Source organism: Photorhabdus asymbiotica (assembly GCF_003634575.1).
GTDB lineage: Bacteria > Pseudomonadota > Gammaproteobacteria > Enterobacterales > Enterobacteriaceae > Photorhabdus > Photorhabdus asymbiotica.
Genome location: NZ_RBLJ01000002.1, coordinates 583,625 through 608,045, shown reverse-complemented (window position 1 = coordinate 608,045; position 24,421 = coordinate 583,625). Strand labels below are relative to the sequence as shown.

Below are 24,421 nucleotides of genomic sequence, written 5' to 3'. Positions count from 1 at the left end.
GTGTTGTTGCGAATCTTGTTTCTACTTCTGATAATGTTACCGATAACAGTTACCGGTAACATTTCGCGGATAAAATATCTGTGCTTAAGGAGTTTATATGAGCGATACCCATCATTCTAACCATGTTTTTGTGCTTATGGGGGTATCCGGCAGTGGTAAATCTGCTGTTGCTAGTGCTGTGGCCTATAAATTGGATATTGCTTTTTTAGATGGCGATTTTTTACATCCAAGATCTAATATTAATAAGATGGCTGAAGGACATGCATTGAATGATGAAGATCGCAAACCTTGGTTAAAATCATTGAATGATGCTGTTTTTGCTATGCAACGCACAAATCTGGTTTCTTTGATTGTTTGTTCTGCTTTAAAAAAGCATTACCGGGATATGTTGCGTGATAATAATAAGAATCTATCATTTCTTTATATGAAAGGCGATTTTGATTTAATTGAAAGTCGGTTGAAAGCACGTAAAGATCATTTTTTTAAACCTCAAATGTTGATATCTCAATTTGAGGCATTAGAAGAACCAAACAGTGATGAAAAGGATGTTTATCCGATTGATATTAGCTCGTCTCTAGATGAAGTGATTAATCACTCGATAAAAATAATTAATAGCATCATTTCAGGGGAAAATTAATGAGTACTTTAACCTTAGTCCTTACAGCCGTTGGCTCGGTTCTCTTACTACTATTTTTGGTGATGAAGGCCAGAATACACGCTTTTGTGGCATTAATATTGGTTTCTATGGGAGCTGGTGTTTTTTCTGGTATGCCGCTGAATAAAATTACCGAAACAATGCAAGAAGGAATGGGGGGAACATTAGGCTTTCTGGCAATTGTTGTTGCACTGGGTGCTATGTTTGGTAAGGTTTTACACGAAACAGGTGCTTTGGATCAGATTGCAGTTAAATTACTAAATAGTTTTGGTGAAAAACGTGCTCATTATTCATTGGGAATAGCTGGCTTGGTTTGTGCTTTGCCACTATTTTTTGATGTAGCAATTGTTTTACTGATTGGTGTGGCATTTGCAGTAGCACGCCGTACTGGCGGTAATGTAGTGAAATTGGTTATTCCTCTGTTTGCTGGTGTTGCAGCTGCTGCGGCATTTCTGTTACCAGGCCCGGTTCCGATGTTATTAGCTTCACAGATGAATGCCGATTTTGGCTGGATGATCTTGATTGGTCTCAGTGCGTCAATTCCCGGGATGTTACTGGCAGGCCCGATTTTTGGTAGTTTTATCAGTAAATATGTCACTCTAGATTTACCTGCTGATATAAGAGAGCCAAGTCTTGGCCAAGGTAAAATGCCATCTTTTAGTCTGAGTCTATCGTTGGTTTTGTTTCCCTTGGCTTTGGTTGGATCAAAGGCTGTTGGTGAGCGCTTTGTTGCACAAGGTTCTGAATTGTACCAATGGCTTGAATTTATCGGTCATCCATTCTCTGCGATTCTGATTGCTTGCTTGGTCGCCATTTATGGCCTGGCAATTCGTCGTGGGATGAGTAAAGAAAAAGTGATGGATATCTGCTCTTCGGCTATTCAACCGGCTGGAATTATTTTGTTGGTTACTGGGGCAGGTGGAGTTTTCAAACAAGTATTGGTGGATTCCGGTGTTGGCCCTGCTCTGGGGAATGCATTGATTGGTGCGGGTCTGCCAATTGCGTTGGCGTGCTTTATTCTTGCTAGTACGGTTCGTGTTATTCAAGGGTCTGCGACTGTGGCTTGTTTGACGACGGTTGGGCTGGTGATGCCAGTTGTCGATGCATTGGGATATTCTGGAGCTCAGCTTGCGGCTCTCTCAATCTGTATTGCTGGAGGTTCTCTGGTGTTAAGTCATGTTAATGATTCAGGTTTTTGGTTGTTCGGTAAATTTACTGGCGCAACAGAATCCCAGACACTGAAAACTTGGTCAATTATGGAAACCGTCCTTGGAACAACGGGCGCTGTTGTTGGGATGATTTTCTTTGCTGTGATGTAATTCCTCTTTCATCTAATAGCAATAGCCAAAATTCAAACGAGATTTCACATTACTATTGCCCAAGAATGTCTATTAATTGTTTATATAAAGCTTTCGCACTGAGCTCATAACCTGCGGCTGAAAGGTGAACATAATCAGGACGTGCAAGGTTTTGTTGCGCCCAGCTTTTAATTGAACATTCGCCCCCCATATATTCACGCCAGTTCCAGAATAGTGTGTGTTGGTCTTGGGCGACTTTCTGTTGAATACGGATGACATCATTCAACATTGTGGGTTGCTGTGTTGTACAGCTTGTGGCTTGACTATTTTTTAAGGAGTCATTCGGTCCGATAATAAGAATAACTGTTTTTGGTAACTGATAGCGAATTTGTTTTATCTTGGTTGTTAATTGTTGGCGATAATCAGATAAATCCAACGAATCATTGAAAGCGGCATTTGTGCCATAAGCGAAGATAATCAGATCAGGGTGCATTTGTACTAAGGTATTAATCCATTGTGGCTGCCATTTATCCATCATATTAATAGTCGCACCATTAATACCTAAAGCGGATAATATAACACCTGGTTGTTTACGTTTGATAAACCAGCCGCCTAATTTCAATTGGTTATCTTGTGTCGCCATAATATTAACTGGGAATTTGACGGTTTTTTCAGAAGAAAACTGCCATTGACCACGAGTTGCCGGTAATTTAAGGACTTGTTTGGTTGCAGACTGAACTAGAATCTGAGAATCAGTAGATGTCTGATATAACGCTTTGAGTTGATAGGGAGCATAGGATGGCACAAATAGCTTTAAAACCAGTTTGCTTGTTTCGCTATTAGGCTCTGCAATTGCACCTCCGAGAGGGAAATCAGGTCGGTTATCTTTGCGGCTGGTAGTCAGTTCCCATTGCTGTTTATGACTCGTCATACCAATCATGGCGCTACGTTGTCCGGGGATGCTTATTGGGCTGACAAAACCGATACCAGCATCGCCAAAACGTTGTTGTAACAAAGAGCGGAGTTTGCCAGTGAAAAAATCTGCGGCAGTATGGGAATCACCTATCTGAATAAAATGCAGTTGATTATGCCGACTGTTGCGAAGTTTATCTGCTAATAAGGCTAGATTTGGCTCACCAAAGTCGGTTAATTGCTGGCTCATTTTCACTGGGTATTGTGTTAGCAAATGTTCTGGTCTTTGCTTATTGCATGATATTAGGCTTAAAGAGAGTATGATGACCAGACCAATACCAGCTGATTGGTATCGCTTGTGAAGTTTTTTAAGCATTTCCATTTTGTTTGGCTGGTTCCTGAATAAATTCAATTAATGAAAATATGTTGTCTGAAATAGCTTGCTGACCTTTCAAGCTAAAGTGTATACCATCACCGCTTCTGAGTTTGATTTTATTGCTATTATCACCAATATAATCAGAATAATCATCCGAATGATATTTAAAGATATTATTAACAGAAACGTATATTTCTCCGGCTTTTGCTACTTCTGATTGATACAATGATCTCAGATATTTCATGCTGGTAGAAAGTTTTTTCTGTCGCATATTTGGAGGGCCAACCCAGATAACATCAGCGCCATAGTGACGTGCTTCATGAAGGATCATATTGATACGTTGGCGGTAGAGGTTTTCCCAATCAGCGCTGGCAAATTTCAAATAGATACGTCCATGTTCTGGTGGCATATCCCAAGGATCATTGGGTCCCAGAAAAATAATAACCAGTTTGATATCGTGGTTGGTTTCCAGTGCCTTGTTGATAGTTGCTGGCCAGTTAAAGAAACTGGGGTAAGCAAGCCCAGTACTTTGTTTGCTGAGATTAATACTTGAAATGCCGTAATCCTGAAAGAGCCGACGTTTCAGATGAGGAGCAATACCTTGCATCATTGAGTCTCCAGCAAAAAGTACCTTATCCTTAGCTGTCAGAGTCACATTGGTTTTGGCGATGACGATACTGGATTGGGTATGGTGTACTGATGAACTGACAGAATCAGCATGGGGGGATTTTTGTAATAACGCAGGGAAAGTTGCAGATGAATTTGTAACAGGAGAGATGTAACCATTTAAAAATCGCAGTCCTATCTGAAAATCTTTGGGAATCGTAATACTGGATTCCTGAGCAGCTTGCTGATGATCGTCACTGTTACTGCTGGTGGTGTGTAATATGAAAGTCTCCCCCGCAGCCAGAATGCCTTGTTCCAAATTATCCCCAAAATCCCAGAGCGCATTACCTTGTAAGGTTGCCCAAAGGCTTTGCTGGTGGTATTTCTGTTGCCAGAATCTATCCAGTGAACGATGATTCAACCAGATTAATAGTAGGCTAGTTAAGACTATGATAAGCATGACTTGCCCGGCTGTTTTTAGATTGGATTTGAACTCAGAAATTGGCATAGATAAATCCTGGCATTCCTTGTGGTGAAAGCATAAATACCAAAGTTAGAATGATAGCTAATGGTATTGGGTAGTATATCCATGGAATATAGGAATAGATTTTCTCAATTACTATTTTCAGGTTAACCAGTTTAGGATAAATAATAAACATACCCCAGAACATCATCAGTGACCACCCGTTAGTTATGATTGAGTGGAATAAATCTGATGATATTAATTGCTTTAATAATGTCAGAGCATCATCTAGAGTAGGACAACGAAAGAAGACCCATGCCAGACAAACAAAGTGGAAAGTGATTACTCTGGATAAAAATGAAGTTATTGGGTTTTTAGGTGTATTTTTGTTTTTTTTGTCTGTTAGAGAAAATAATTTATATTTAATGTTTAGGATGACTAATCCTAATCCATGAATAGCGCCCCAAATAATAAAGTTAATCCCGGCACCATGCCATAAACCAGAGATTACCATAGCAGCAAACACATTAATATTTTTACGTAGAAACCCTGTTTTATTACCACCAAAAGGAATATAGACGTAATCTCGGATAAATTCAGATAAACTGATGTGCCAGCGGTGCCAGAAGGCTTGTAAATTTTCAGCCAGATAAGGGGCATTAAAGTTTTTAGGAACTTTGAATCCGAGGAGTAACGCTAATCCGGTAACTAAGTTGGTATAACCAGAAAAGTTAAAATAGATGTGCCAGGCATAAGCATAAATACCTACCAGGATTTTTCCTGCATCGTAGCCGATGGGGTCATCAAAAATCGGATTTACATAATTTTCAGACAAATAAGAGCTAAACAGGAATAGTTTTGTCATTGCTAATACAAGCAGTAATATGGCTTTTGATGGTTCGATGATTATTCTTGATGAAATCTGGATTTGAGGCAGGAAATCTTTAGCTCGGTTTATTGGCCCGGCAACAATACTTGGGAAAAAACAGAGGTATAAAACGACATCAGGGAATGATGCCCGTGGAATTTCATTTCTTCCAACAGAAACAACATAGCTAACAGAATGGAATGCATAAAAAGATAACCCCAGAGGTACGAGTAATGTTAGTACAGGTAAATCTATGGGTAAACCAAATTGAGCAAATGCTTGTTGGAGATTTTCCTGAAAGAAAGAATAATATTTGAATGCAGTAAAACATCCGAGAATACCTATCGTTAGGATAGTAAATGTGATGTGGTTGGATAGAAATTTACTGGTTATGTTTGCTAAAAGATAAATGAATAACGTATAGCAAAATAAGATACCAGCAAAAAGTGGGTTAAAAGAAAAGATAAATAAATAACTTGCAATTATTAGCAAATAGTTTTGTATTTTTGCACTTTTTTGTAACATCCAATACAAGATAAAGAAGGCAACAAAGGACCCGAGAAACTCAAAAGAAAAGAAATTCATATTAAACTCTGGCTAATCATTGCATCGCGATTATAGGACAATATGAGTAATATTATAATATTTAACTTAAACATTCTATCAATGAGTAAGACAAGCTGGCGGATATAAGGAAATCAACCGTTCCATATTTTATTATGAAACGGCTGATATTGGTAGTTAGAGCAATATATTCGGACTTATACCCGCTATCTTTCAAGTTGCTTCTTTGTTGGCTGCACTCACTCACCCCGGTCACAGAGTTATCTATGTTCCCGGGGATTCGCTCCCTTGGCCGTCGCAATGCATCTTGAAATCCATAGGGTATATACCCTTCATCCTTCAAGTTGCTGCTTTGTTGGCTGCTTTCACTCACCCCAGTCACATCGTTATCTATGCTCCTGGGGATTCGTTCACTTGCCGCCGCGCTGCAACTCGAAATTTATTGGGTATATACTAATAGGATTTTTAGTTATGTTCATTCTTAACTAACTTTTGCGCCTGAGTGATAAGTCCTTTGTTGCTGTTAAAGACTTTATGCAAGTAGTTGTTATAAGTAGAACCTAGTTGTGAATATCCTTCGAGATTATCAATCAGTTTGCTGGTATTCAGTGATGTTTGAAGGATTCTCTGTTTAGCACGTGAAACACGTAATGATTCATAAGCGTTGTGGGTATTCATGTTCCGCATATAGGCTTCGACAGAATCATTTATAGTCGGATAAGAGGAATAACCTTTTATCTTACCTTGAGTTTTCTTACAACTGTTGCCACAACGCATACCAAACAGATTGTTGTTCTGTTGTGCAAGCTTAGAGGTTCCCCAGCCAGATTCTGTTGCAGCCTGAGTAGCAACAAAATGGGTTGGAATGATATCAACTCGGCTCAGTAGCTTGTTCCAATTAACTTTTTTAGGCGAGCTGCTACAGCTCACGTTGTAGTTTTTGCAAATTTGTTGCAGGCGCTTGATATCCTGGGTAGACCAGCGTTTGACATCCTGATGTTTCAGTAGCCATTCCCGCTCCTGCATAATTTGTTGATTGTGTTTATCAATCACTGGGACAACAACATTTAAAAACGCTTTCTTACGTGGGGTGCCTGAAGGGTATTTTCGCAAATCTGGCAAATTGCTTTGTATGCCATTGTGAGAATACTCTATGCTTTTAGCGGTACTAGTTGATGCCTGGCTAAAAGCGGAAAACAACAGTGAAATAAAGAAAGCGAAGATTGCGGTTGTCCTCATCGTTCGAGAGGGCATTGCTTTTCCTCGTTTGCTCTGAATAAAAAACAAACTAATGCTAGCAAAATAAATCCAGCATAGCCAGAGTTATTAATAATTCATAAGAACTTTTTCTGTATTAAAATTGGTATGTTATTGATGTATTCTATTTTTTTATTAAATTATAGTTGGTTGTGTATTGTTTTTATACAAAATAATCTCTGTCTAGTTTGATTTATATATAAAATATAATAATGTTTTTTGTTTGTTTCACTTTTAAGGTGTTTTTCCCGGGAAGAAAAAGATCGATAAACCGGTTGAATATCTACAGTTATTGGGTTTGGCTTCATTTATCTATAATATTGCTAATTGTAAGAATACTGCTGCGAGTAACAAACTAATTGATATTAATGTTGCTATTATAAGAATAAGTATCATTTTCATAAACAGATAACCGTCACCGATATATAGTTTTTCTCTGTGAATTCGAGTTGAGTTGTGTCGATCAGGCTTAAGCTGATTTTGTGATATATCTATTGTCATTGGTGCGATGCAGGGTATTCGATATTATTATAAATGTTAAGTTAAAATAAGTAACAAAGTGTTAATATTTTCTACTTTTTATTATATTATAAAAATATAATAAAAATAGGTATGAAAAAAAATAAATATTTTCAATGGTTTTATTTTTTAAATATAACAATTCATATTTTAAAGTTGATGATAATAATGTTTTTTTTGATTTTATTTATATTTGGTTGATAATGAATTGGTTAATTTTATTTGTATTTTTATGTTACCTTTGAGTATGTAATTATCTAATTTTTCATTGTTCTTTTTAATTTATATTTGTTTGTTATATTTTTGATTTTATTGGTTTTTTATTGTTTTACGTAATGTGTTTAGTTGAGTGTTTTTTTATTGGAATAATGTTTTTATATTATTGTTTGTATCGTATTAATTGCTGGTTTATATTGTGTTAAATATATTTAAATATCTTTTTTATGATCTGGTTTATATTTGAATAATATGATTAGGTATGATTTTTATATTGTTTATTTAAATTTTATTGATAAGTCTGAGTATGTTGTTTTTATATGTTTCATAGAATTGTACTATTTTATGAAAAAATTAAGTCAATGTTAATGTTTGTTGAATACTAGGATTATCATTGCCTTACGTAGGTTCTGGGTAAGTGATAAATGTAAATGGATTTGTATTTAGAAACACTTTCTTACATATTGTTACTTATTGATACATAAAATTTTGGTTAGAATAAGAAACAGGAGGGGCATTTCCTTTGCCACCTGATTACTTGGTTACCTGATCAATTGTATTCAAAGTTTAGAACAGAGGTTGCTTTTAGTTCCCCTGTTGTGATGTTTTTAGGGTCATAAACGTAATAGTAAGCATTAAGATCAATGGCAAAACGTTTATCCATGGTACTGCCAGCATTTTGGCTGAATAACAGAGTTGCACCTTGGGAAGACGTTTGCGAGGTACTGAACATTATTGGTGTTGCATTCCCCGGTTGAGAGACTCGGATACCAACGCCTTTTGCAGCACCCGCTTTGTTATCGATTAAAGTGCGGTTATCGTTTGGTAACAGATTATTACTGCTGAGGTAGGCTTTAACTGAACGTGAAGTTTTACCATCAAGGAGAAAATTACATTCAAAGTTGAGTGTAAAAGGGGTTTCTCCTTTATTTGTTCCGCTAAGTAGTGTAGCTCGGTTAACTTTTGGCAGGTTCACTGTTAATCCTGCATTTGAGAAATTACAAGTTGTATCATGACGATTAAAAATCATGGTAACTGGTTGGTAATAGATATCTTCAGAATGAGTGGGCCATACCCAGGTTAGAATAAAAGTCAGAAAATCGGTAGCAAAACGGAGAATAGCATCAAAAAGTCCTATATTGGTGGTGTCCATAGCTATTACAGCCGTCTTTAATGTTGCAGTATCGCCGGAAAAGACGTGAATATTACTACCACCAGGTCTACCGTTTAATCGCTTGGCATTCAGTGTAAATTGGGCCTGTAATCTACTGGCGGGGAATGTTGTGTTACTGTTTCCCAGGTTAATATTGTCATTTGGTGAGAGATTAGTGATAGTGACTTCCACATAATCTTTGCCACCATTGAATCCCAAAACAACCTTGTTTCTGGCAAATGGCGAACCGTTAGCAACAGAGTTTTGCTTCCATAATGCATTTGTCGTGCATTTAAAATAGCCAGAATACCGGGTACTCAGTTGCCAGCTTGCATTACTGCTCAGATAGAGACGATCTGTCATATTGACAATAATTTCTGGGGCAGTTATCGCAACATTGGGTTGACAGTTTGCATAAACTATATTGCTACTCAGGCTGATTAGGGCCGCCAGATACAATGACTTAAGTTTCATTAGCTTCTCCCTAACGGCAAATATTGGCGGTTGAGTCCATTTCAGGCTGAGGATCGTTTATTACACAGTCCTTTTCACCTGATTGACCGATGCGGACATAAACTTGTTGCGGCAATTTTTCTACTCGTAAGAAAACCATACTACCCTGACCAACATATCCAAGGCTGTTGCCTTCTGAATCGACAATTTCAGTACCGAAAGGTAAAGGTTTACCATTGGACTGAGTGGAGTAGAAAATGAAAGTTTTCCGTTGGTCTGTTTTAAATCTGATGTGGGTAATAGCTCCAGAATATGGTGCAATATCCCTGATATTACCGATAAGTTCAGCCGCATCTTCCGGCACTTCACTGGTATCTAGCATGATGGCGTTTTTACGATAAGGGGAAAGATAAGGTATCAGTAACTTACCGCTGTTATTCGTTACCATGCTTTTATCTCCATTCACAGAGGCGTTAGCTGTGCCCGGTGCATCAATGATTGCAAAGGTTTCTCCAATCTGATTAGCGGCCAGAATGCCACCCCGATAAGCGACTAAACTGCCTGTTGCACCAAGTCCCATTTGACGATAATCCTTGGACTGGCTATAAGAACTACTTAATGTGGAAATGGATGTTTTATAGGTTAGATTTGCACTGGTTGTTGTAGAACCGCTTTTCTGATCTGAAATGTTAAGGTGGTAATTCAGGCGGTTGTGTGGACCCGCGCTACCACTTAATCCCAAATCGCTATTGTTGTAGTGACTATCATTGAGTGAGACATTACTGGTCAGATAGGCAGGGTAATTGAACAGTTCAAAAGGAACAGACAGCGTCAGATAGTAACGTTGTTCCTCTTTACTTTCGGTTTCATTGATATTGTACCGAACACGGCTTGCTGTCAGGGTATAATTAACTTTACCCAGGCTGTTGGAATACCCCATTTGATACTCCCTACTTTTATTCTGCGTTCCCCAGTAATCACGTAATGTTCCTGAAAGAAAAAGTGAACCCGCACCACTACCAAGATTCTGGTTTAAATTAATATTGAAGGTGTTTTTCTGATGATAGTAGTGTTGTCGATTATATCCGTTGCTTATCCAATCATGGAGATTAATGGTATCGACCAGGCTCAGATAGTTTTTAGTTGAATAACGATAAGCAGCCAGAGAGAAATTGGTTCTTGTTTGTGGAATATAGCGGCTATAAGCCGCTTTATAACTCTGGCCTTTCATGGTTGGGCTGTTGTCAAATTTGGCGCTGGATTGAGAAATATCAATTGAGACAGCGCCAATCGGCAGGTTAAACCCACTGCCTAATAGTAATGAATAATAATTTTTACTAATGATGGTCCCTGTATAGCCGGTAAGGATATTATTAAACCCATATTGATAGCTGGCTTGAAAAAAGTTGGGCTTATAGCGACTGTTGGCAATTTGGGTTTTACCTGCACTGATATCATATTTGCTAAGACCTTCTTTCATCATATTAGGGACAGATGAAAAGGGAACAGTAAAGCTGTTTCGGCGTCCATCGGCTTCTGTGACTTCGACAGATAAGTCGCCGCCAGAACCTGTTGGTAAAATAGTATCAATGGCAAAAGGCCCTGGTGGTACATTGCCCTGATAAATAATAACGTTATTCTGAGAGATTCTTACTAAGGCGTTCGTCTGTGCAACTCCCCGGACGATAGGGGAAAATCCTTGCCAGGCATCGGGATACATGCGCATATCTGTTTTCAGATTGATACCACGGAAGCGGAAAGAATCGAACAAATCGCTTGATGTATAGCTGTCGCCAATGCGAAGTTCTGAATTAATTGATGAAATTCCTCGTTGCAGATAACGGGTATTATTATTCCATTTACTGCCATTTGAACGCGTATAGTGATAAGAGGATTGATCACGTAATTGCCAGCCAAACAGATTTAAGCCGCTATTCAGTGACACATAAGCATTATCCTCATTTTCATCGTCACTGCTCTGCTTATTCCTGTTCTGAGTATGGTAATAGTTGGCATTATAGGAGAGCATAGCTCCTGGGATACCTCTGTCCCAGAATGCGGGATCGATATAGCCTTTTAGTTCATTTTGGATATAAGCTTGAGGGACAACCAAATATAAGCTGAGTTTAGGAACATCAAGATTAGCGGTTCCTTCATGTATTACTTTAGTAATAAGAGTTTCATCTTGAGATAAATTTGATTCTGATAATTGGTTCTTGTCAATTTTTATCCCTAACCTTGGTAGATCTTCATTGAGTAAGTAGATATCTTTGCCATTGTTCTGGATATGAATATCAAATCGTCCTTTCCAGTCATTATTTAGGTAGATATCAATATCGTAACGGCCTGCTGGTAATTCGGAACTCGAATCAAATCGGGACAAATCTGCTTTTGCAGATTCGCCAACCAGAAAACCAGTATTAAATGTTGTGGCATAACATAAGCAATCTGTATACAGGGTGGTGATTATTATCAGAGTCAACGAGCTAACTTTTTCTTTTATCATGTTCTATGCTATGCCAGTAATATCACTATTGAAGTGGTAAAGTTAATTTATTTATAGCACCAAAATCGTCAACAATAGCTAAAGTTAATTTGTCTCCGACTTTTACTTTTTCATTGGTACTAAATGAATGAGAAGAGAGTGGTTTAATGATTGTCCCCTCGTTTAATAGGTTAGGTCGAGTGTCGGAAGATTTGAGACCGACGACATTTAGAAAATAGGGTGATGAATTCACCAATTTTAGTTGGTTACCATCGCGTTTTAATACAATATGTTGCTTGATCTGTTTCGGTGAAATAGAAAGTTTTTCAGGCCGGTAGAAAAACTTTATCCGGGTACGAATCGCAATCTGCATGACATTTTTATCGGCAATATTTTCTGCAACAGGTGGAATATCTAGAACATTTAAATAAAACAGTGATTCCCGATCGGTGGGTAGGTTGCTGCTAGTGTGCTTAATTCTGAGCTGTTGACCGTTATTGCCATCAATTTTAACGACTGGCGGAGTAAGCAGAAAAGGGACCTTAGCTGTTTCAGGTGTTGAGTTAGGATCGCCATCATCTATCCAGGATTGTACTAGAGAAGGTTGATCTCCTGTATTTAATAATTGAACAGACACCTCTTTATTACCGGCTGGATAAATAACACGGGTTGTATTAATAACGATGTTAGCATCTGAAGGTAAAGCCGTTACCGCTAATAATGTAGCTAAAAATAATTTTTTCATAATACTATTTTTGTCAAAGTAAATAAGCCTATTTGGATAAATAGGCTTTATTTATTGTGGTAAATAATTATAGGTAAGTAACGTGATAAGTAACCCTCGTTACTACTTTACCTGGGTCTGCTTCAGTAGTGCCTACTTTATAATATTTTGCGTAGAAATCAATAACTTCACGTTCTTTACTAGAACCTTTGATTCCTGTATCAAAAGCTTTATTCAGCATAATTGGGGTACTTTCATCTTTGTGTTTAACAATAGCAATACCTACGTTTTTTGGCTGGCCATCGGCTTTAAGATCTTCGTTGACTAGGTACTTACCATCGTTAGAAATAGAGTTGGCTGATGAAAACTGGATTTTTAACATGGAAGTTGCCGGGTCAAAACCAGTAGCTTTGGACTGGCAGTTAGAAAATTCTAGTGAAAATGCTTTCTTACCAGTATCAATTAAACCTTCCTTTTGTCCGGCTTGGGTGATGGAGATAGGTTCCAATATAATTGACAGATTCGCTGAAACACCACCGTTAATAGTACAAGTGGCATCAGTAACTGCACCAGTGAAATGTAATGTTCCACCGGAAACACTATCGGCTGCAACAGCAGAACTTGTAGTAAAAATAAGCGCGGCGGCGGTGGATAAAGCTAGTTTATTCATTTTTCCTCTCCAAGAGTAGGGGTATCTTTAATTGGCCTTATCAGGGTGGTGAAGATAGGGGCCCTGAATCCCCTGACACATCAAAAAGGCTTAAAAGTGATGTTTGTGTCTATCTATAAAATTGATTTGATTTTATGAACTTAAAATAAAAATCAATATATTATATAGTTGAAAATAATTTAGTAACTTAAACTAGATTGAATAAATTTAATTATTTCTGATGTAAGCTATTATTTTATCTACTTAGATAGAACTGATATTGTTTATACATATTTATAACTTCGAAGCGTATATTATAGACGATCAAATGTATTTAAGAAGGATTTTTTGTTATTTAAATTAAATTAAGAGTAAACGTCTGTATTATTGGTGAAAATAGGAAAAATACTCAAGCTGCGAGTGTTTTATGGAGCTATTTGCTAAATTAATTTATTTTTCTGAATTTTATTTCTGTTGATGCTTGTTTTGTAGATTAATGTTTTTTTTGATTTATTAATTTGTTTTTTTATGTTGTTTAATATTAATTATTTTATATCAATTAGTTATTGTTATTTTGTCTTTGTAAATATTTTAATACGATTTTTTCATTCTTTGAAATAATGTCTTGGTAATGTGGTTCTTTTTTTTATGATTTAATTTGAACATGGTTAATATAGTTTGGTTTTATTATGGGGTAAATTAAGTTAATATTGTGATGTGATATTATGGAAATGGTAAATAATAGTTGATGATAGTTAGAGGGAATTATTAATTGAGAAATAGTATTCTAAAATCTTTTTATATATACCCAATAGATTTCGAGTTGCAGCGCGGCGGCAAGTGAAAGCAGCCAACAAAGCAGCAGCTTGAAGGATGAAGGATATATCTTGATTAATAATGTTATTTTCATTGGTAACATATGAATCAATGATTTTCTTGCTGTTTTTTCGCTTTTTCTGCCAGTTGTGGAAAATCAGCAGCGCTCCAGTAGATTTCTGGTACAGGAAGTTCTTTCATTTGGCGGTTAGGCCACAATTGTAATTCTGCCAATTCAGATAATATATAGCCGGAATATTGTTGTGGCAGAGCCAGTCTGAGTGGATGTTGCTGTTCTGTCGGGACCATGTTAGGCAGACGGTCGCTGTGAGTATGAAAATCACGTTGAAGGATTAAGCGTTTATCAGGTATACGGCGTTTGCTGTCCCACCAGATACCATCAACCTGTTCAAACATTTTCCGTGTTTCATCAGGGGATAAAGCCTCCAGTTCACGTAGTGCAGGAGGCAGAATGGCTTGCATTGATAGGCGGTATTGTTTCATTGACGGCACTTGCCCGGCCAGTATCAACGAGAGGGAAAGACGAGCGCCTAATAGATTAGAGTAGAGGTCTTCAGGAGAGAATGCAGAGACTTTTTCAGAAAATCCGGGTACAGACTGATAGCCATACCATTGGGCGATTTCATGCCATGCAGCAAGTTCAAAAGCCAATTTTACGGCTAGATAAGCACTTAGAGTATAACGTTGTTCTATCGTTGCTGGTGGTGTGAATTGATAGAATTGGATACGGCGTAATGCTAATTCGCTGCTGAGTTCTATTTTCCACTCTTCTCCGAGACGAGGCCAGATTTGACTGAACAGAAAAACTGCATTATCAGCGGTATCCCGCACATGGGAAATATCAATGAATCCGCCCCTGCGGGTATATATCATCCCTACTTTTTCATTACTGAGTCCTGTTAATGAAGCAATGGTACCAAAAAAGCTGTTGTTATAATTATGTATCCCAAGGTTATCGGCATCTAGCACATTACTTATATGGTAAAAAGGTACTGGAATAGTCAGTAATTCCGTTTTTAAATTATAGCCAAAAGCACAGCAAGCTCTTAATCCTTCGGGAGAGGGAATTGGAGCAAGAACCGGCCATGCACGGGTTGTTTCGGCGGTTGTTTCACTATTTAAGTCAGGTTGTACTGGTACGATTGGAGAAAAAGTTCCTTGGCATCCTGCGACTAACGTTAAAGCCGTAATCCATAAACGCAATTTCAAAACGCCTCTCCCACCTGAAAATAAAATCCATTGCTTTTTTTACCAATACCAAAGTCCAGTCTGATATTCATTTTGGGTTTGAATTCAAAACGGTAACCAGCGCCAACTGTGGGTAACCAGTTTTCTGAGCCAATATCTTCTGCGTAATGGCTTAGGGTGCCAGCCCCAGCCCACAAAACAAATCCATGCCGCCAGTTCAATTTGCGCCGATATTCCAATTGGGTGCTGATAACATTTTTATCCCGGTATCTGCCTTCATAATATCCGCGCATCCGGTTACTGTTACCCAGCATTGACAGCATATTCCAGGGTACCTGGCCATCAGTAAAACGACCGTAGCTATCAAACGCCAGTACAGATTTTTCATCTAATTGATAATAGGTGCTGTATTGCATATCAACGGTGTTAAACCGGCGGTCGCTACCTAATGCCGGGGAAAAATGGGTATAGGTAATATCAATAACGTGCCCTTGCTGAGCGTTAGGTAGAAAATCCCGTGTGTCGTAGCTGAAATAGGCACTGACACCAGAACTCAATATAGACCGCCCATCGTTTTCTGCGGCGAAAAGCTTTTTGGCACCGTTATCGGGATCTTTGGCGTGTAATGATGAAAAATTCCAGCCGGCACCTAAATAGGTAGAATCAGCAACTCGGTAGAGAACTCTGGGTTGCAGGTGCAGTTCCTGTGAGCGATATTTTTCTTTGCGATCATTTACTTTACCTGCTTGATATCCTGTTCCCCAGTAATAGGTGGGGACATTGTTCAATGTACCGGAAAGAAAAAAACGCCATTGATCATGAGCAAAAAAACTGTAGTTATCAAATGTAAAGCCAAAGGCACCGGTTGAAGAGGTAAATCCATTCAAGGAAAGGGAAGAAGTTTGGCTGGTATGGTCATGATCATCTGGTCGATAAAGACCCACGACAGCAACTCCAAGTCCAGCGCCTAATTCTGGAGTATAAAAAGGGCCAGGTAAAATGCCCCAGTCAATGGCTTTATTGCTGTCATAGGTATTACTGCCACCTAATTTTTCCAGCCAGCCATCGATTTTTTCCCTGCTAAGTGGCGTTTGACCATATGAGAAATCAGAAATAAAAAGGCTGACTAAAGCCAGCCCATATAAAGTACCGCGGATGTTCATTTAAAAACGGAACTCTCCTGAAATATAGCAGCTATTACGTTTGTTAAAACCGACTTCAGTCAATAGATTGAAATTACGTGTGACTTCCAATCTTGCGCCGACGGTATTATTCCAGCGAGCGGAAACATGCTGTTTTACTTTGAATTTCATGTCAGGATCGTTGAATGCCTGTACCAGTCTGGCAAATGTAGGTGGTAAATCGAGGTTGCTGATATTGCCTTTAAATTCTTGAGTAATTTTCTGGTACATGCCACCGGTCCATACCTGCAATTTGGTGTTTCCTTGTCCGGGAATGATTGGCTGGAATGTAAATTCATAACCCACTCGTGGAGTGACGACTAAGGCGCTGATTTTACCGTCCAGAATATCCAGATTAGTGCGGGTATAGTTAGTATCAAGTGTACCGAAAAACTGATCGTAACCCCCCGCTAGAGTAAAACCGCCACCATAGGTTTTACCTTTAAAATCCAGTTCGAATGGAATGTCTTGCATGCCAGGAAAAGTGATACCGCCAAAATAAATACCTTCAATGTTGGTTTTTGACGAGCCTTTTGTCCAACCATAAACGCCGTAAACATTCAGAAAAGGCAGAACCCAAGTGTCTAGTTTAAGCATATGTGATTCATTCTTTTCTCTGGTTTTACCTGCTTGGATATCCAGAGCTTTTTCGGTGTCTGGGTTCTTCGGCATAGTGATTTTTATATCGTCTACAACGATATTTTGTCGCATATTCATATAGCCGTAACTGGCGCCAAAAGGCTCCGGTAGGTCATAACCTTTAGCTCTGGCTTCATCACCCCAAATAGGAAGTATTCGTGATTCTTGTTTATTCGGTTTTCTGGATAAACTACCATCAGCAGTGACTTGATTTCCACCGGATTGGCTGACAGAAAGAGAAAGAATGGGGCGGTCATCTGCATAGCCATAAGGGATTGCCAGACAGAATGAAATAACAGCTAACTTACTAAGATTAAAAAATTTCATAATAGAAAGCTCGGTTTTGCGAGTGAGAAAATTTAAGGTTTTAGATATATCCCATCGTAATATTCGAAGCGCAACAGACCTGGCAAATTATCATAAGTTTTATTAATAATAAGTATCATAAAATGCTGAAAAGTATAATTTTACTGTTCATCTAATGACCTATTTTGTTTTTTCCGGGCAAAAAAAGAGGAACATGGTTATTATTCCCCCTATTAATCCCCAGAATGCAGCACCTACGCCAAGTAGAGTGGCATCGGAAGCAGTAAAATGGATTACTTGGCGGTTTTCATTCTGTAGTGTTTGTAGCAGGCTGCTAGAATTTTAAGTAATCTCGTAAAGACAAGTCAGTTATGATGAATTGCTTGTGAAAGATTTGATGCTAAAAATAACTATATTCTATAATTAATTCTTATACTTATTATGGAGCCAGCCCAATGGAAAACTTTGTTCGTCCTGTTTTAACGTTACCCGATAATGCGGAGCGGTTATTATTGCACTCTTGTTGTGCGCCTTGCTCTGGCGAAGTCATGGAAGCGTTGCACGCCTCTGGAATTGATTACACCGTCTTTTTCTACAATCCTAATATTCATCCCAAACGGGAATATTTGATTCGCAAAGAAGAAAATATCCGCTTTGCGGAACTGCATAACGTGCCATTTGTTGACGCAGATTATGATAGCGACAACTGGTTCGAACGCGCTAAAGGTATGGAGTGGGAGCCAGAAAGGGGCGTTCGGTGCACGATGTGTTTTGACATGCGTTTTGAACGCACCGCTTTGTATGCTTATGAAAATAACTTCAGCGTTATTTCCAGTTCTTTGGGGATTTCTCGCTGGAAAAATATGCAGCAAATAAATGATTGCGGAAAACGCGCTGCAAGCCAATATCCGGGGGTTCAATATTGGGATTACAACTGGCGTAAGCAGGGTGGCTCGGCTCGGATGATTGAAATCAGTAAACGGGAAAGATTTTATCAGCAGGAATATTGTGGTTGTATCTATTCATTGCGTGACAGCAATAAGCACCGTAAGTCTCAGGGGCGGGATATTATCAGGATTGGTGTTAAATATTATGGTGATGACGATACAGAAGGCGCTTGTTAAGTTTTTCACTTTAATAGGTTGAGGGGGGATTTCCCCCCTGAATTTATGGTTATGACATGATTAAACTTGTGTTATAACCACTTATCGAACCGCTATGAGGGAACAAAGTTCCTCTATGTCTGCTGTAGCTGAAAGTACCCTCTTTACAGCCTGCGGTTGTTTTCAAATGGAGATCAGTGAGCCTTCTTCGTTTCTTCCTTTTTTACCTTATGATTTGAATGTGTTTTAGTTTTGCTTGATTGTTTTTCCTGGCCTGCTTTTTTCTCCATATGAGAAGAGGTCATTTGGGTATCCGAAGATTGAGTCATAGGTGTGGTCGGAGCTGCTAATACTGCGCCAGAAAATAAGAATGATAATACAGTTACAGATAAGCCTAAACGTGTCATAATGATTGTCCTGTTTTTAACTTTGTTTCACTTGCTGGAATATATCTTAAGCGACAGATAAGCGGCTTGATATTCCAGATTTATTCTTAATGCACAGCCGAGTATACGGTTGTGATCATTAATTCTGCAAATTGAAGGTATTACATTTTAATGGTTTGTTGAATAATCGTTGAATTTTCCTGCTTTTTGTATAGAGTTCTTTTGATTAATGAAAGTATCTTCAATAGCTAACGTAATTCGTTATTTTCGGTAATGTCATCAATGAACAGATTTTCATTAAATAAAGATATTATGGGTTTTTAAATGAGATTGAGAATTAGGATTGATAAAGTTGAATTAATACCTTTCATCTTTCAAGTTGCTGCTTTGTTGGCTGCTTTCACTTACCCTAGTCACATAGTTATCTATGCTCTTGGAGATTTGTTCACTTGCCGCCGCGTTATAACTTGAAATTTATATCGATGAAATTTGAAAATTGGTCATTATATAAAAATCGGGGTCGATTATGAGCAGCTGAAAAATTATTGCTAATGTAAGACTGTTGTAATAATCAATTCATAGAAATGAAATTTAGCGGGATTGTTTTAAAATAATACAATTTTATTGAGGTATTAGTAACACTTTATAAATAATTTCTACTTATTTAGTGGTAAATAGTAAAAGTTGAACTATGATCAAACTGGTGTGTTGAAATAATCAATGCAACATAGCAGTAATTACATCACAGTCTATAGTAACGTATTGAATGTATTTACGCTCTATTAGGGAAGAATCATTACCGTCCATGATATACCCGTTATCTTTCAAGTTGCCTCTTTGTTGGCTGTACTCACTCACCCCGGTCACATAGTTCTCTATGCTCCCGGGGATTCGCTCCCTGGCCGTCGCGATGCATCTTGAAATCCATAGGGTATAAAGAGCAATAAATTGTCATGATAACTATTGCTGTCATCAGGAAAATAATGTTAACCGAGTGGAGATAAATGTATGTATAAGTCCAAGGTAAATCGATATTTATTAGCAAGTACGATATTATTCTCTGTTATTTCTGGCAATGCTATTGCCTCTAATCCTGAAATCTCAGCATATTATTTGAGTGGGCCTGACGCGCAAATGGGTACTCAGGAATATTATGCCAGCCTTGATAATTTTGAAAAATTAAGCAGTGACATTGCTAAGAATAAAAGTAATTTTAATACGTTGGTATTATCTTTTGTTCAACCGAGTTTGGTTAATTATGAAAAAAATAGTCTGAAATGTACTGGATTGTTTGGCTATACTTGTACCCCAGGCCAAATAATCAGTGAAAAAGTTGCTAGAAATGCTACATTAGATTTTGTCAGATTAAAGGGCATTATTGCTGATTTAAAATCTCATGGAGTAAGTACCTATATTGCTGTAGGGGGATGGAATTTCAGTTGTTATCCGAAAATTTATGATATCACTGCCGGTAAAAAAGATGCTTGTGGCAATGAACCCGGTGCGGTTTATGATATTTTTCCTAATCCCCTAACCAAAATTCCCCGATTTGATAGTCCTATTACCGGGAAAGCGGCAGATAAGGCATACAAAAATATTGTTAATCTGGCTGCTAATTTAGGCGTCATGGGAATTGATGTTGATTATGAAGAATTCTGGCATGCTGATATTAATGCGAGAAGCTGGAAATTAACGCCTGATTCAATCAACATTCCTCCTAATAATAGTGAGAATTTAGCCACATCAGTTTTAATGAGGAAGGGAATGGGTCATTATGTTTATGATGAATCAATGAATATTGTTCCAGGTGCAGAATCAATTCCCCGCGTAATGCCTGAAACTGTGGATAAATTCGCTGCCATTTTAAAATCTTTTTACAATTCGATTAATACTGTTAAGCCATCGCTTAAATTAAGTACTGCGGGCCCCGCAACGGGAGGAATTCCGAATATGTCCGCTAACTGGGGAACCAACGCGAGGAATAGTGATATTTATGGTGGTGCCTGGTGGGGAGGGAATCTCTATGGTTTGATTTATAATACCGCGTTGAATTATCCCAAGCTTATCAACCGACTCAGCTATATTGGTGTGATGACCTATGATTTGAGTGAAAAAGACTGTGGATTTATCGGGGGAGGTGAAACATATATTCCTTGTGACCTTCCTGGACAAGTTAAATATTATTATAGTCAATATATTAACTGGCTTAAATCAGGTAATGAAGTTGTTTCCTTCCATGTCAAACTGAAAGGAGCGCGTAATTATGCGCAGGCATCAGTTCAACCTCAAAAATTATTGATTTCGCCACCTATTACGGTTGGATTTGAAGTCGGTAGACCCGCAACCGGTAATTTACCGCTCACGAAGACTGCTCTCAACAGTATATTAGATGGTACGATCAAATATGGTAAAACGGGTCTTATTATGTGGGATCTATTTAAGAATGAACGTTATGACGGTAATAACTGGAAAGATGAGTGGGCAACACCTAACGATGTTTTGTCGACTGCCTGTAAAAAAATGGGGCTGAAAGGAGAACATTATCATTGCGATAGCTCTGTGCCTACTCCTGATCCTGTGCCGATTTTTACTAAGAATTAGCGGTTCTGCGGTGATGCAGGTTTCTTAAAGAAACCTGCATCTAAAAAGGTAGTAAAAAGTTTAATGAGGCCAGCTAATCCTTTTCGGGGAAGCTGGCTATTTTATTATTGCCTACGGCGTATCAGAGATCTGCTGGTAACCTGAGAGGATTTATCCATTAACTGCCAATGCTCATTTTCCGAATAGACTCTTCCGCTTTTAGGAACAATGGAGCCAACGAGTAAATCAACATGGTGAGGTTGTAGACCAAGTTGATTAAATGCGGCCACATCGACATTCATTGGCGCGGTAGGGAATTTTTTATAGTCCTTTTCTAAAGTGGCGTCTTCGGCAATCGCTTTAAATACCGCGGAAGGAATATCGAACGATTTTATGACAAAGGGGAATTTTTCTTTGGGATTTTCAGTTTTTTGTTCGTAGAATTGTAATGCCCGACGTGGGTTACCGAAATTATAGAACGCAAGATTACCGCTGGATTTACCTTTATTTGCCGCAATATAATTTTTAGCAAATTGGTACCATCCACCACCTTTCCGTGCCTCAGCTGGCATGGTTTTGCTGAGGTAGTCTTCCCTGTCGCCATGTTCGTTACTCCTGTTAGGAACTGCAATTTTCACACCGCCTGTATCGGTAATCGCGGTATAAAGAAACTTTTCTGATTGTTGTGCGACTTCCACACGATAAACGGTAACATTTTCAGTGGTTATGCCATGTAGGTTAATCTCTTCAGCCGCTGCTACTTTAGGTTCTGTAAAAGGCAATTCATTAAACAGGCCCAATGCTTCACGTTCTTTAGTCTGACCATGATAGGCTTCATACCATAAACTATTCGTGCCTGATATCTTTGGTGCAAGCTCATCACGTGTGCCTAAGCTATGTTCGCTGAAAGGTAATTGTTTAAATGCTTCTCGAGTATGCCACTGTTCGGGTGTTAATCCGTCTGGATCATGTAATGTCACCGGATTATTTCGTACCATCCGATAAAGGTTCACACCGTCGGTTGTCCCTGCCGGATCTGCGCTTAACCATCGCCCGACCCACGGTTGGTAATATCGGTAACCATAGTAGTACAGTCCTGTTGCATCACGTTCTTTGCCGGAATAACGGATAAATTTATAGTTGGCTTCTATCTGGTCCTTGGTCGCCCATAAAGAGGTACCGCCGAATGGATAGTATTCTTCCTGACTGGTTATTCTCCCCTTATCATCCAGCTCAAGTTGGCTGGAACCAGTGAAGTTATCGTAGCTATAACGTACTTGATTGTTTTTGATATCGGTTGGTGGTTTTTCCCAATGTAATACCCGCACTTGTGCGCGACCCGCTTCGCCGATGGTAATAACCTGCAAGTTTTCCGTTATATTCTGGTCGTTTTGTGTGGTTCGCAGTTCCAATTGCGGCAGATAGATGACTCGCTGTTGCTGAATGGAATATTGAGTTAGCTGTTCATTCACTTTTAATAATCGTGTGCCATCACTGCCATAGTGATACCACTCCTTATTATGATTGATGCTGTTTCTTTGTGCTGCGAGTGTCACTTGTTGCAACTGCCCGCGGGTGTTCCAGTCCAGGTGGTACCCCGGTGTTAATGTATTCTGATTACCGCCTGCATCAAACAGTGTATCCACCTGCATCGGGTTGTCGGTTAGTTCACTCGGTACTGCGCGGTTGCTGCGATTTGAAACGGTTATCCTTTTGGTATAGCTGCCTTTGATGGCTGATGAATTGTGCTGGATTTGTGTCAAATTACCGCCACGGTCATAAGTATAAGTACGAATGTATTTAGTGTAAGTATTGTTATCAGTAGGTAAAACAGGAGAAGGAAGCTGGTGATTCTGTCGGACGATATTAGTCATTTCCCGGCCAGTGGCTTCGGTTAACTGGTATAGAGAATCATAGGTATAGGTATTCTTTGGTACTACTTTCTGATTGCGCCAGAAGCGAGTAGCTTCTGTGCTATTGCGGGTGTTGATAACATTGCCCACTGGGTCATACTCATAGCGTAAATCTTGTAACAGTCTGGTGTCTGAGGTGCGACGCATGGTGATACTAATCAGATGTTGGGTTTCTGGTTCATAAGTGTATTCGGTAATAACGCCGTTACCATGCTCTTCTTGCAGCTTTTGCCCGGCGGCAGAATAGGTCAGAGATTTGACGATAATCTGTTCAGACTGGCCTTGTACTGTCAGTTTGCTACCTTTTAGTTGTCCTGCAACATTATAGGCTAGGCGCTGTATATTCCCTTTCGCATCGGTCTGAGTGAGTAACGCGCCGGTAGTGTCAAAGGTGCTTTGTGTGGTGTAGGTTTGCTTGTCCAGTCTGCTTTGGTTAGCCGCTTCGTTATCATTTATCCAGTTTGCCTCTTGATCATCGGCGAGCAATTGGCGGGTCTGTGATAAAACGGTTCCGGTCAGTGATCGGCTTTCCAGTCGGATCAATCCTGCGGAGTCATAGTGATTGACACACTGACCGGCAAGGTTACGGTTTTTTTCTTCCGGTGTATTTCGGGCCCAGATAAGAAGCTCTGTCACATGTGGGGTTGTTTCCCATGCCTCCTGTTCGGAAATTGACAATAGACGCCCCGGCAGGGAAGAGGCTTCATATTGCCGAGTTTGTATGATTCCGGTTGCGGTTTTTGTCAGTATCGGGCGACCTTCAATATCATTGAGTCTAACGGTTTGACCTGCATCAACACTTTCTGTACGCAGGAGATTACCGGTTAGATCATAGTGCCAGGTAAAATTGGGCTTCACTGAACTATCGGTTTGCATAGCAGCATACAAGCGTGGATCAATGCTTTGGCTCAGGTGTCCGTGAGTATCATACTGATGACGAGTGATACGAATATCGGTATCTCCGCTGGCTGAGGCGCGGTGAACGTTGATTTCACGAATAGTCAGGCCACGGTTATCCTGAACGTTGATCGTGGGCGTATTGGCAAAGATTGCCGGATCAAAAAAGGATGTCATATTAATATTCCTTATT

At 39.0% G+C, this 24,421-nt stretch carries 19 protein-coding genes; 4 read left to right on the top strand and 15 right to left on the bottom strand.

Annotated elements, in window-relative coordinates:
- The first annotated feature begins 97 nt into the window (after positions 1–97).
- Both gntK and gntU read left to right on the top strand, forming a co-directional pair.
- Positions 98–637, top strand: coding sequence for a gluconokinase (gntK, locus tag BDD30_RS09570; RefSeq protein WP_015835948.1), 540 nt, complete (start codon positions 98–100; stop codon positions 635–637).
- Positions 637–1,974 (top strand): gluconate transporter, encoded by a 1,338-nt coding sequence (gene gntU, locus BDD30_RS09565; protein ID WP_015835947.1) that lies wholly within the window; start codon positions 637–639, stop codon positions 1,972–1,974. The genes gntK and gntU overlap by 1 nt, the downstream gene beginning before the upstream one ends.
- A gap of 52 nt (positions 1,975–2,026) precedes the next feature.
- Here gntU and BDD30_RS09560 read toward each other — a convergent pair whose 3' ends face one another.
- The 12 genes from BDD30_RS09560 to BDD30_RS09505 form a co-directional block, all read right to left on the bottom strand.
- Positions 2,027–3,247, bottom strand: coding sequence for an SGNH/GDSL hydrolase family protein (locus BDD30_RS09560; protein ID WP_041382468.1), 1,221 nt, complete (start codon positions 3,245–3,247; stop codon positions 2,027–2,029).
- Positions 3,234–4,355: an SGNH/GDSL hydrolase family protein gene (locus tag BDD30_RS09555; protein WP_015835945.1), complete on the bottom strand. Its 1,122-nt coding sequence runs from the start codon at positions 4,353–4,355 to the stop codon at positions 3,234–3,236. The genes BDD30_RS09560 and BDD30_RS09555 overlap by 14 nt, the downstream gene beginning before the upstream one ends.
- Positions 4,342–5,763: an MBOAT family O-acyltransferase gene (locus BDD30_RS09550; protein ID WP_015835944.1), complete on the bottom strand. Its 1,422-nt coding sequence runs from the start codon at positions 5,761–5,763 to the stop codon at positions 4,342–4,344. Before BDD30_RS09550 ends, BDD30_RS09555 begins: the two co-directional genes overlap by 14 nt.
- 61 nt (positions 5,764–5,824) lie before the next feature.
- The gene (locus tag BDD30_RS23125) at positions 5,825–6,124 is read right to left on the bottom strand and encodes a hypothetical protein (protein WP_015835943.1); all 300 of its coding nucleotides are present in this window, start codon (positions 6,122–6,124) and stop codon (positions 5,825–5,827) included.
- Positions 6,125–6,207: 83 nt separating this feature from the next.
- On the bottom strand, positions 6,208–6,996 hold the full coding sequence (locus tag BDD30_RS09540; protein WP_015835942.1) for a protein bax: 789 nt from the start codon (positions 6,994–6,996) through the stop codon (positions 6,208–6,210).
- A gap of 1,288 nt (positions 6,997–8,284) precedes the next feature.
- Positions 8,285–9,361 (bottom strand): fimbrial protein, encoded by a 1,077-nt coding sequence (locus BDD30_RS09535; protein WP_015835941.1) that lies wholly within the window; start codon positions 9,359–9,361, stop codon positions 8,285–8,287.
- A gap of 10 nt (positions 9,362–9,371) precedes the next feature.
- The gene (locus tag BDD30_RS09530; RefSeq protein WP_015835940.1) at positions 9,372–11,846 is read right to left on the bottom strand and encodes a fimbria/pilus outer membrane usher protein; all 2,475 of its coding nucleotides are present in this window, start codon (positions 11,844–11,846) and stop codon (positions 9,372–9,374) included.
- A 25-nt stretch (positions 11,847–11,871) separates the two neighbouring features.
- Positions 11,872–12,570, bottom strand: coding sequence for a fimbrial biogenesis chaperone (locus BDD30_RS09525; RefSeq protein WP_015835939.1), 699 nt, complete (start codon positions 12,568–12,570; stop codon positions 11,872–11,874).
- A 67-nt stretch (positions 12,571–12,637) separates the two neighbouring features.
- A complete protein-coding gene (locus tag BDD30_RS09520; protein ID WP_015835938.1) occupies positions 12,638–13,219 on the bottom strand; it encodes a fimbrial protein in 582 nt (193 codons plus the stop codon).
- A 903-nt stretch (positions 13,220–14,122) separates the two neighbouring features.
- Positions 14,123–15,244 carry a DUF4056 domain-containing protein gene (locus tag BDD30_RS09515; RefSeq protein WP_015835937.1) on the bottom strand — a complete coding sequence of 374 codons (1,122 nt, stop codon included), beginning with the start codon at positions 15,242–15,244 and terminating at the stop codon, positions 14,123–14,125.
- Entirely contained in the window at positions 15,241–16,386 is a 1,146-nt protein-coding gene (locus tag BDD30_RS09510) for a BamA/TamA family outer membrane protein (protein WP_015835936.1), read from the bottom strand. Before BDD30_RS09510 ends, BDD30_RS09515 begins: the two co-directional genes overlap by 4 nt.
- Entirely contained in the window at positions 16,387–17,370 is a 984-nt protein-coding gene (locus BDD30_RS09505; protein ID WP_015835935.1) for a hypothetical protein, read from the bottom strand. It abuts the gene before it with no gap.
- A gap of 434 nt (positions 17,371–17,804) precedes the next feature.
- Here BDD30_RS09505 and BDD30_RS09495 point away from each other — a divergent pair, with 434 nt between their 5' ends.
- Positions 17,805–18,473 (top strand): epoxyqueuosine reductase QueH, encoded by a 669-nt coding sequence (locus BDD30_RS09495; RefSeq protein WP_015835934.1) that lies wholly within the window; start codon positions 17,805–17,807, stop codon positions 18,471–18,473.
- A gap of 173 nt (positions 18,474–18,646) precedes the next feature.
- Here the strand turns inward: BDD30_RS09495 and BDD30_RS09490 are convergent, their stop codons facing one another.
- Together BDD30_RS09490 and BDD30_RS23550 are read right to left on the bottom strand one after the other, a co-directional pair.
- Complete coding sequence (locus BDD30_RS09490) at positions 18,647–18,859, bottom strand: hypothetical protein (RefSeq protein ID WP_015835933.1); 213 nt, start codon at positions 18,857–18,859, stop codon at positions 18,647–18,649.
- A gap of 696 nt (positions 18,860–19,555) precedes the next feature.
- Positions 19,556–19,705, bottom strand: coding sequence for a hypothetical protein (locus BDD30_RS23550; protein WP_170152957.1), 150 nt, complete (start codon positions 19,703–19,705; stop codon positions 19,556–19,558).
- Positions 19,706–19,846: 141 nt separating this feature from the next.
- On the opposite strand from BDD30_RS23550, the gene BDD30_RS09485 reads away from it, so the two are divergent.
- Positions 19,847–21,439 carry a glycosyl hydrolase family 18 protein gene (locus tag BDD30_RS09485; RefSeq protein ID WP_015835932.1) on the top strand — a complete coding sequence of 531 codons (1,593 nt, stop codon included), beginning with the start codon at positions 19,847–19,849 and terminating at the stop codon, positions 21,437–21,439.
- A gap of 104 nt (positions 21,440–21,543) precedes the next feature.
- Here BDD30_RS09485 and BDD30_RS09480 read toward each other — a convergent pair whose 3' ends face one another.
- The gene (locus BDD30_RS09480; protein WP_015835931.1) at positions 21,544–24,405 is read right to left on the bottom strand and encodes an RHS repeat protein; all 2,862 of its coding nucleotides are present in this window, start codon (positions 24,403–24,405) and stop codon (positions 21,544–21,546) included.
- Between the last annotated feature and the right edge of the window lie 16 nt (positions 24,406–24,421).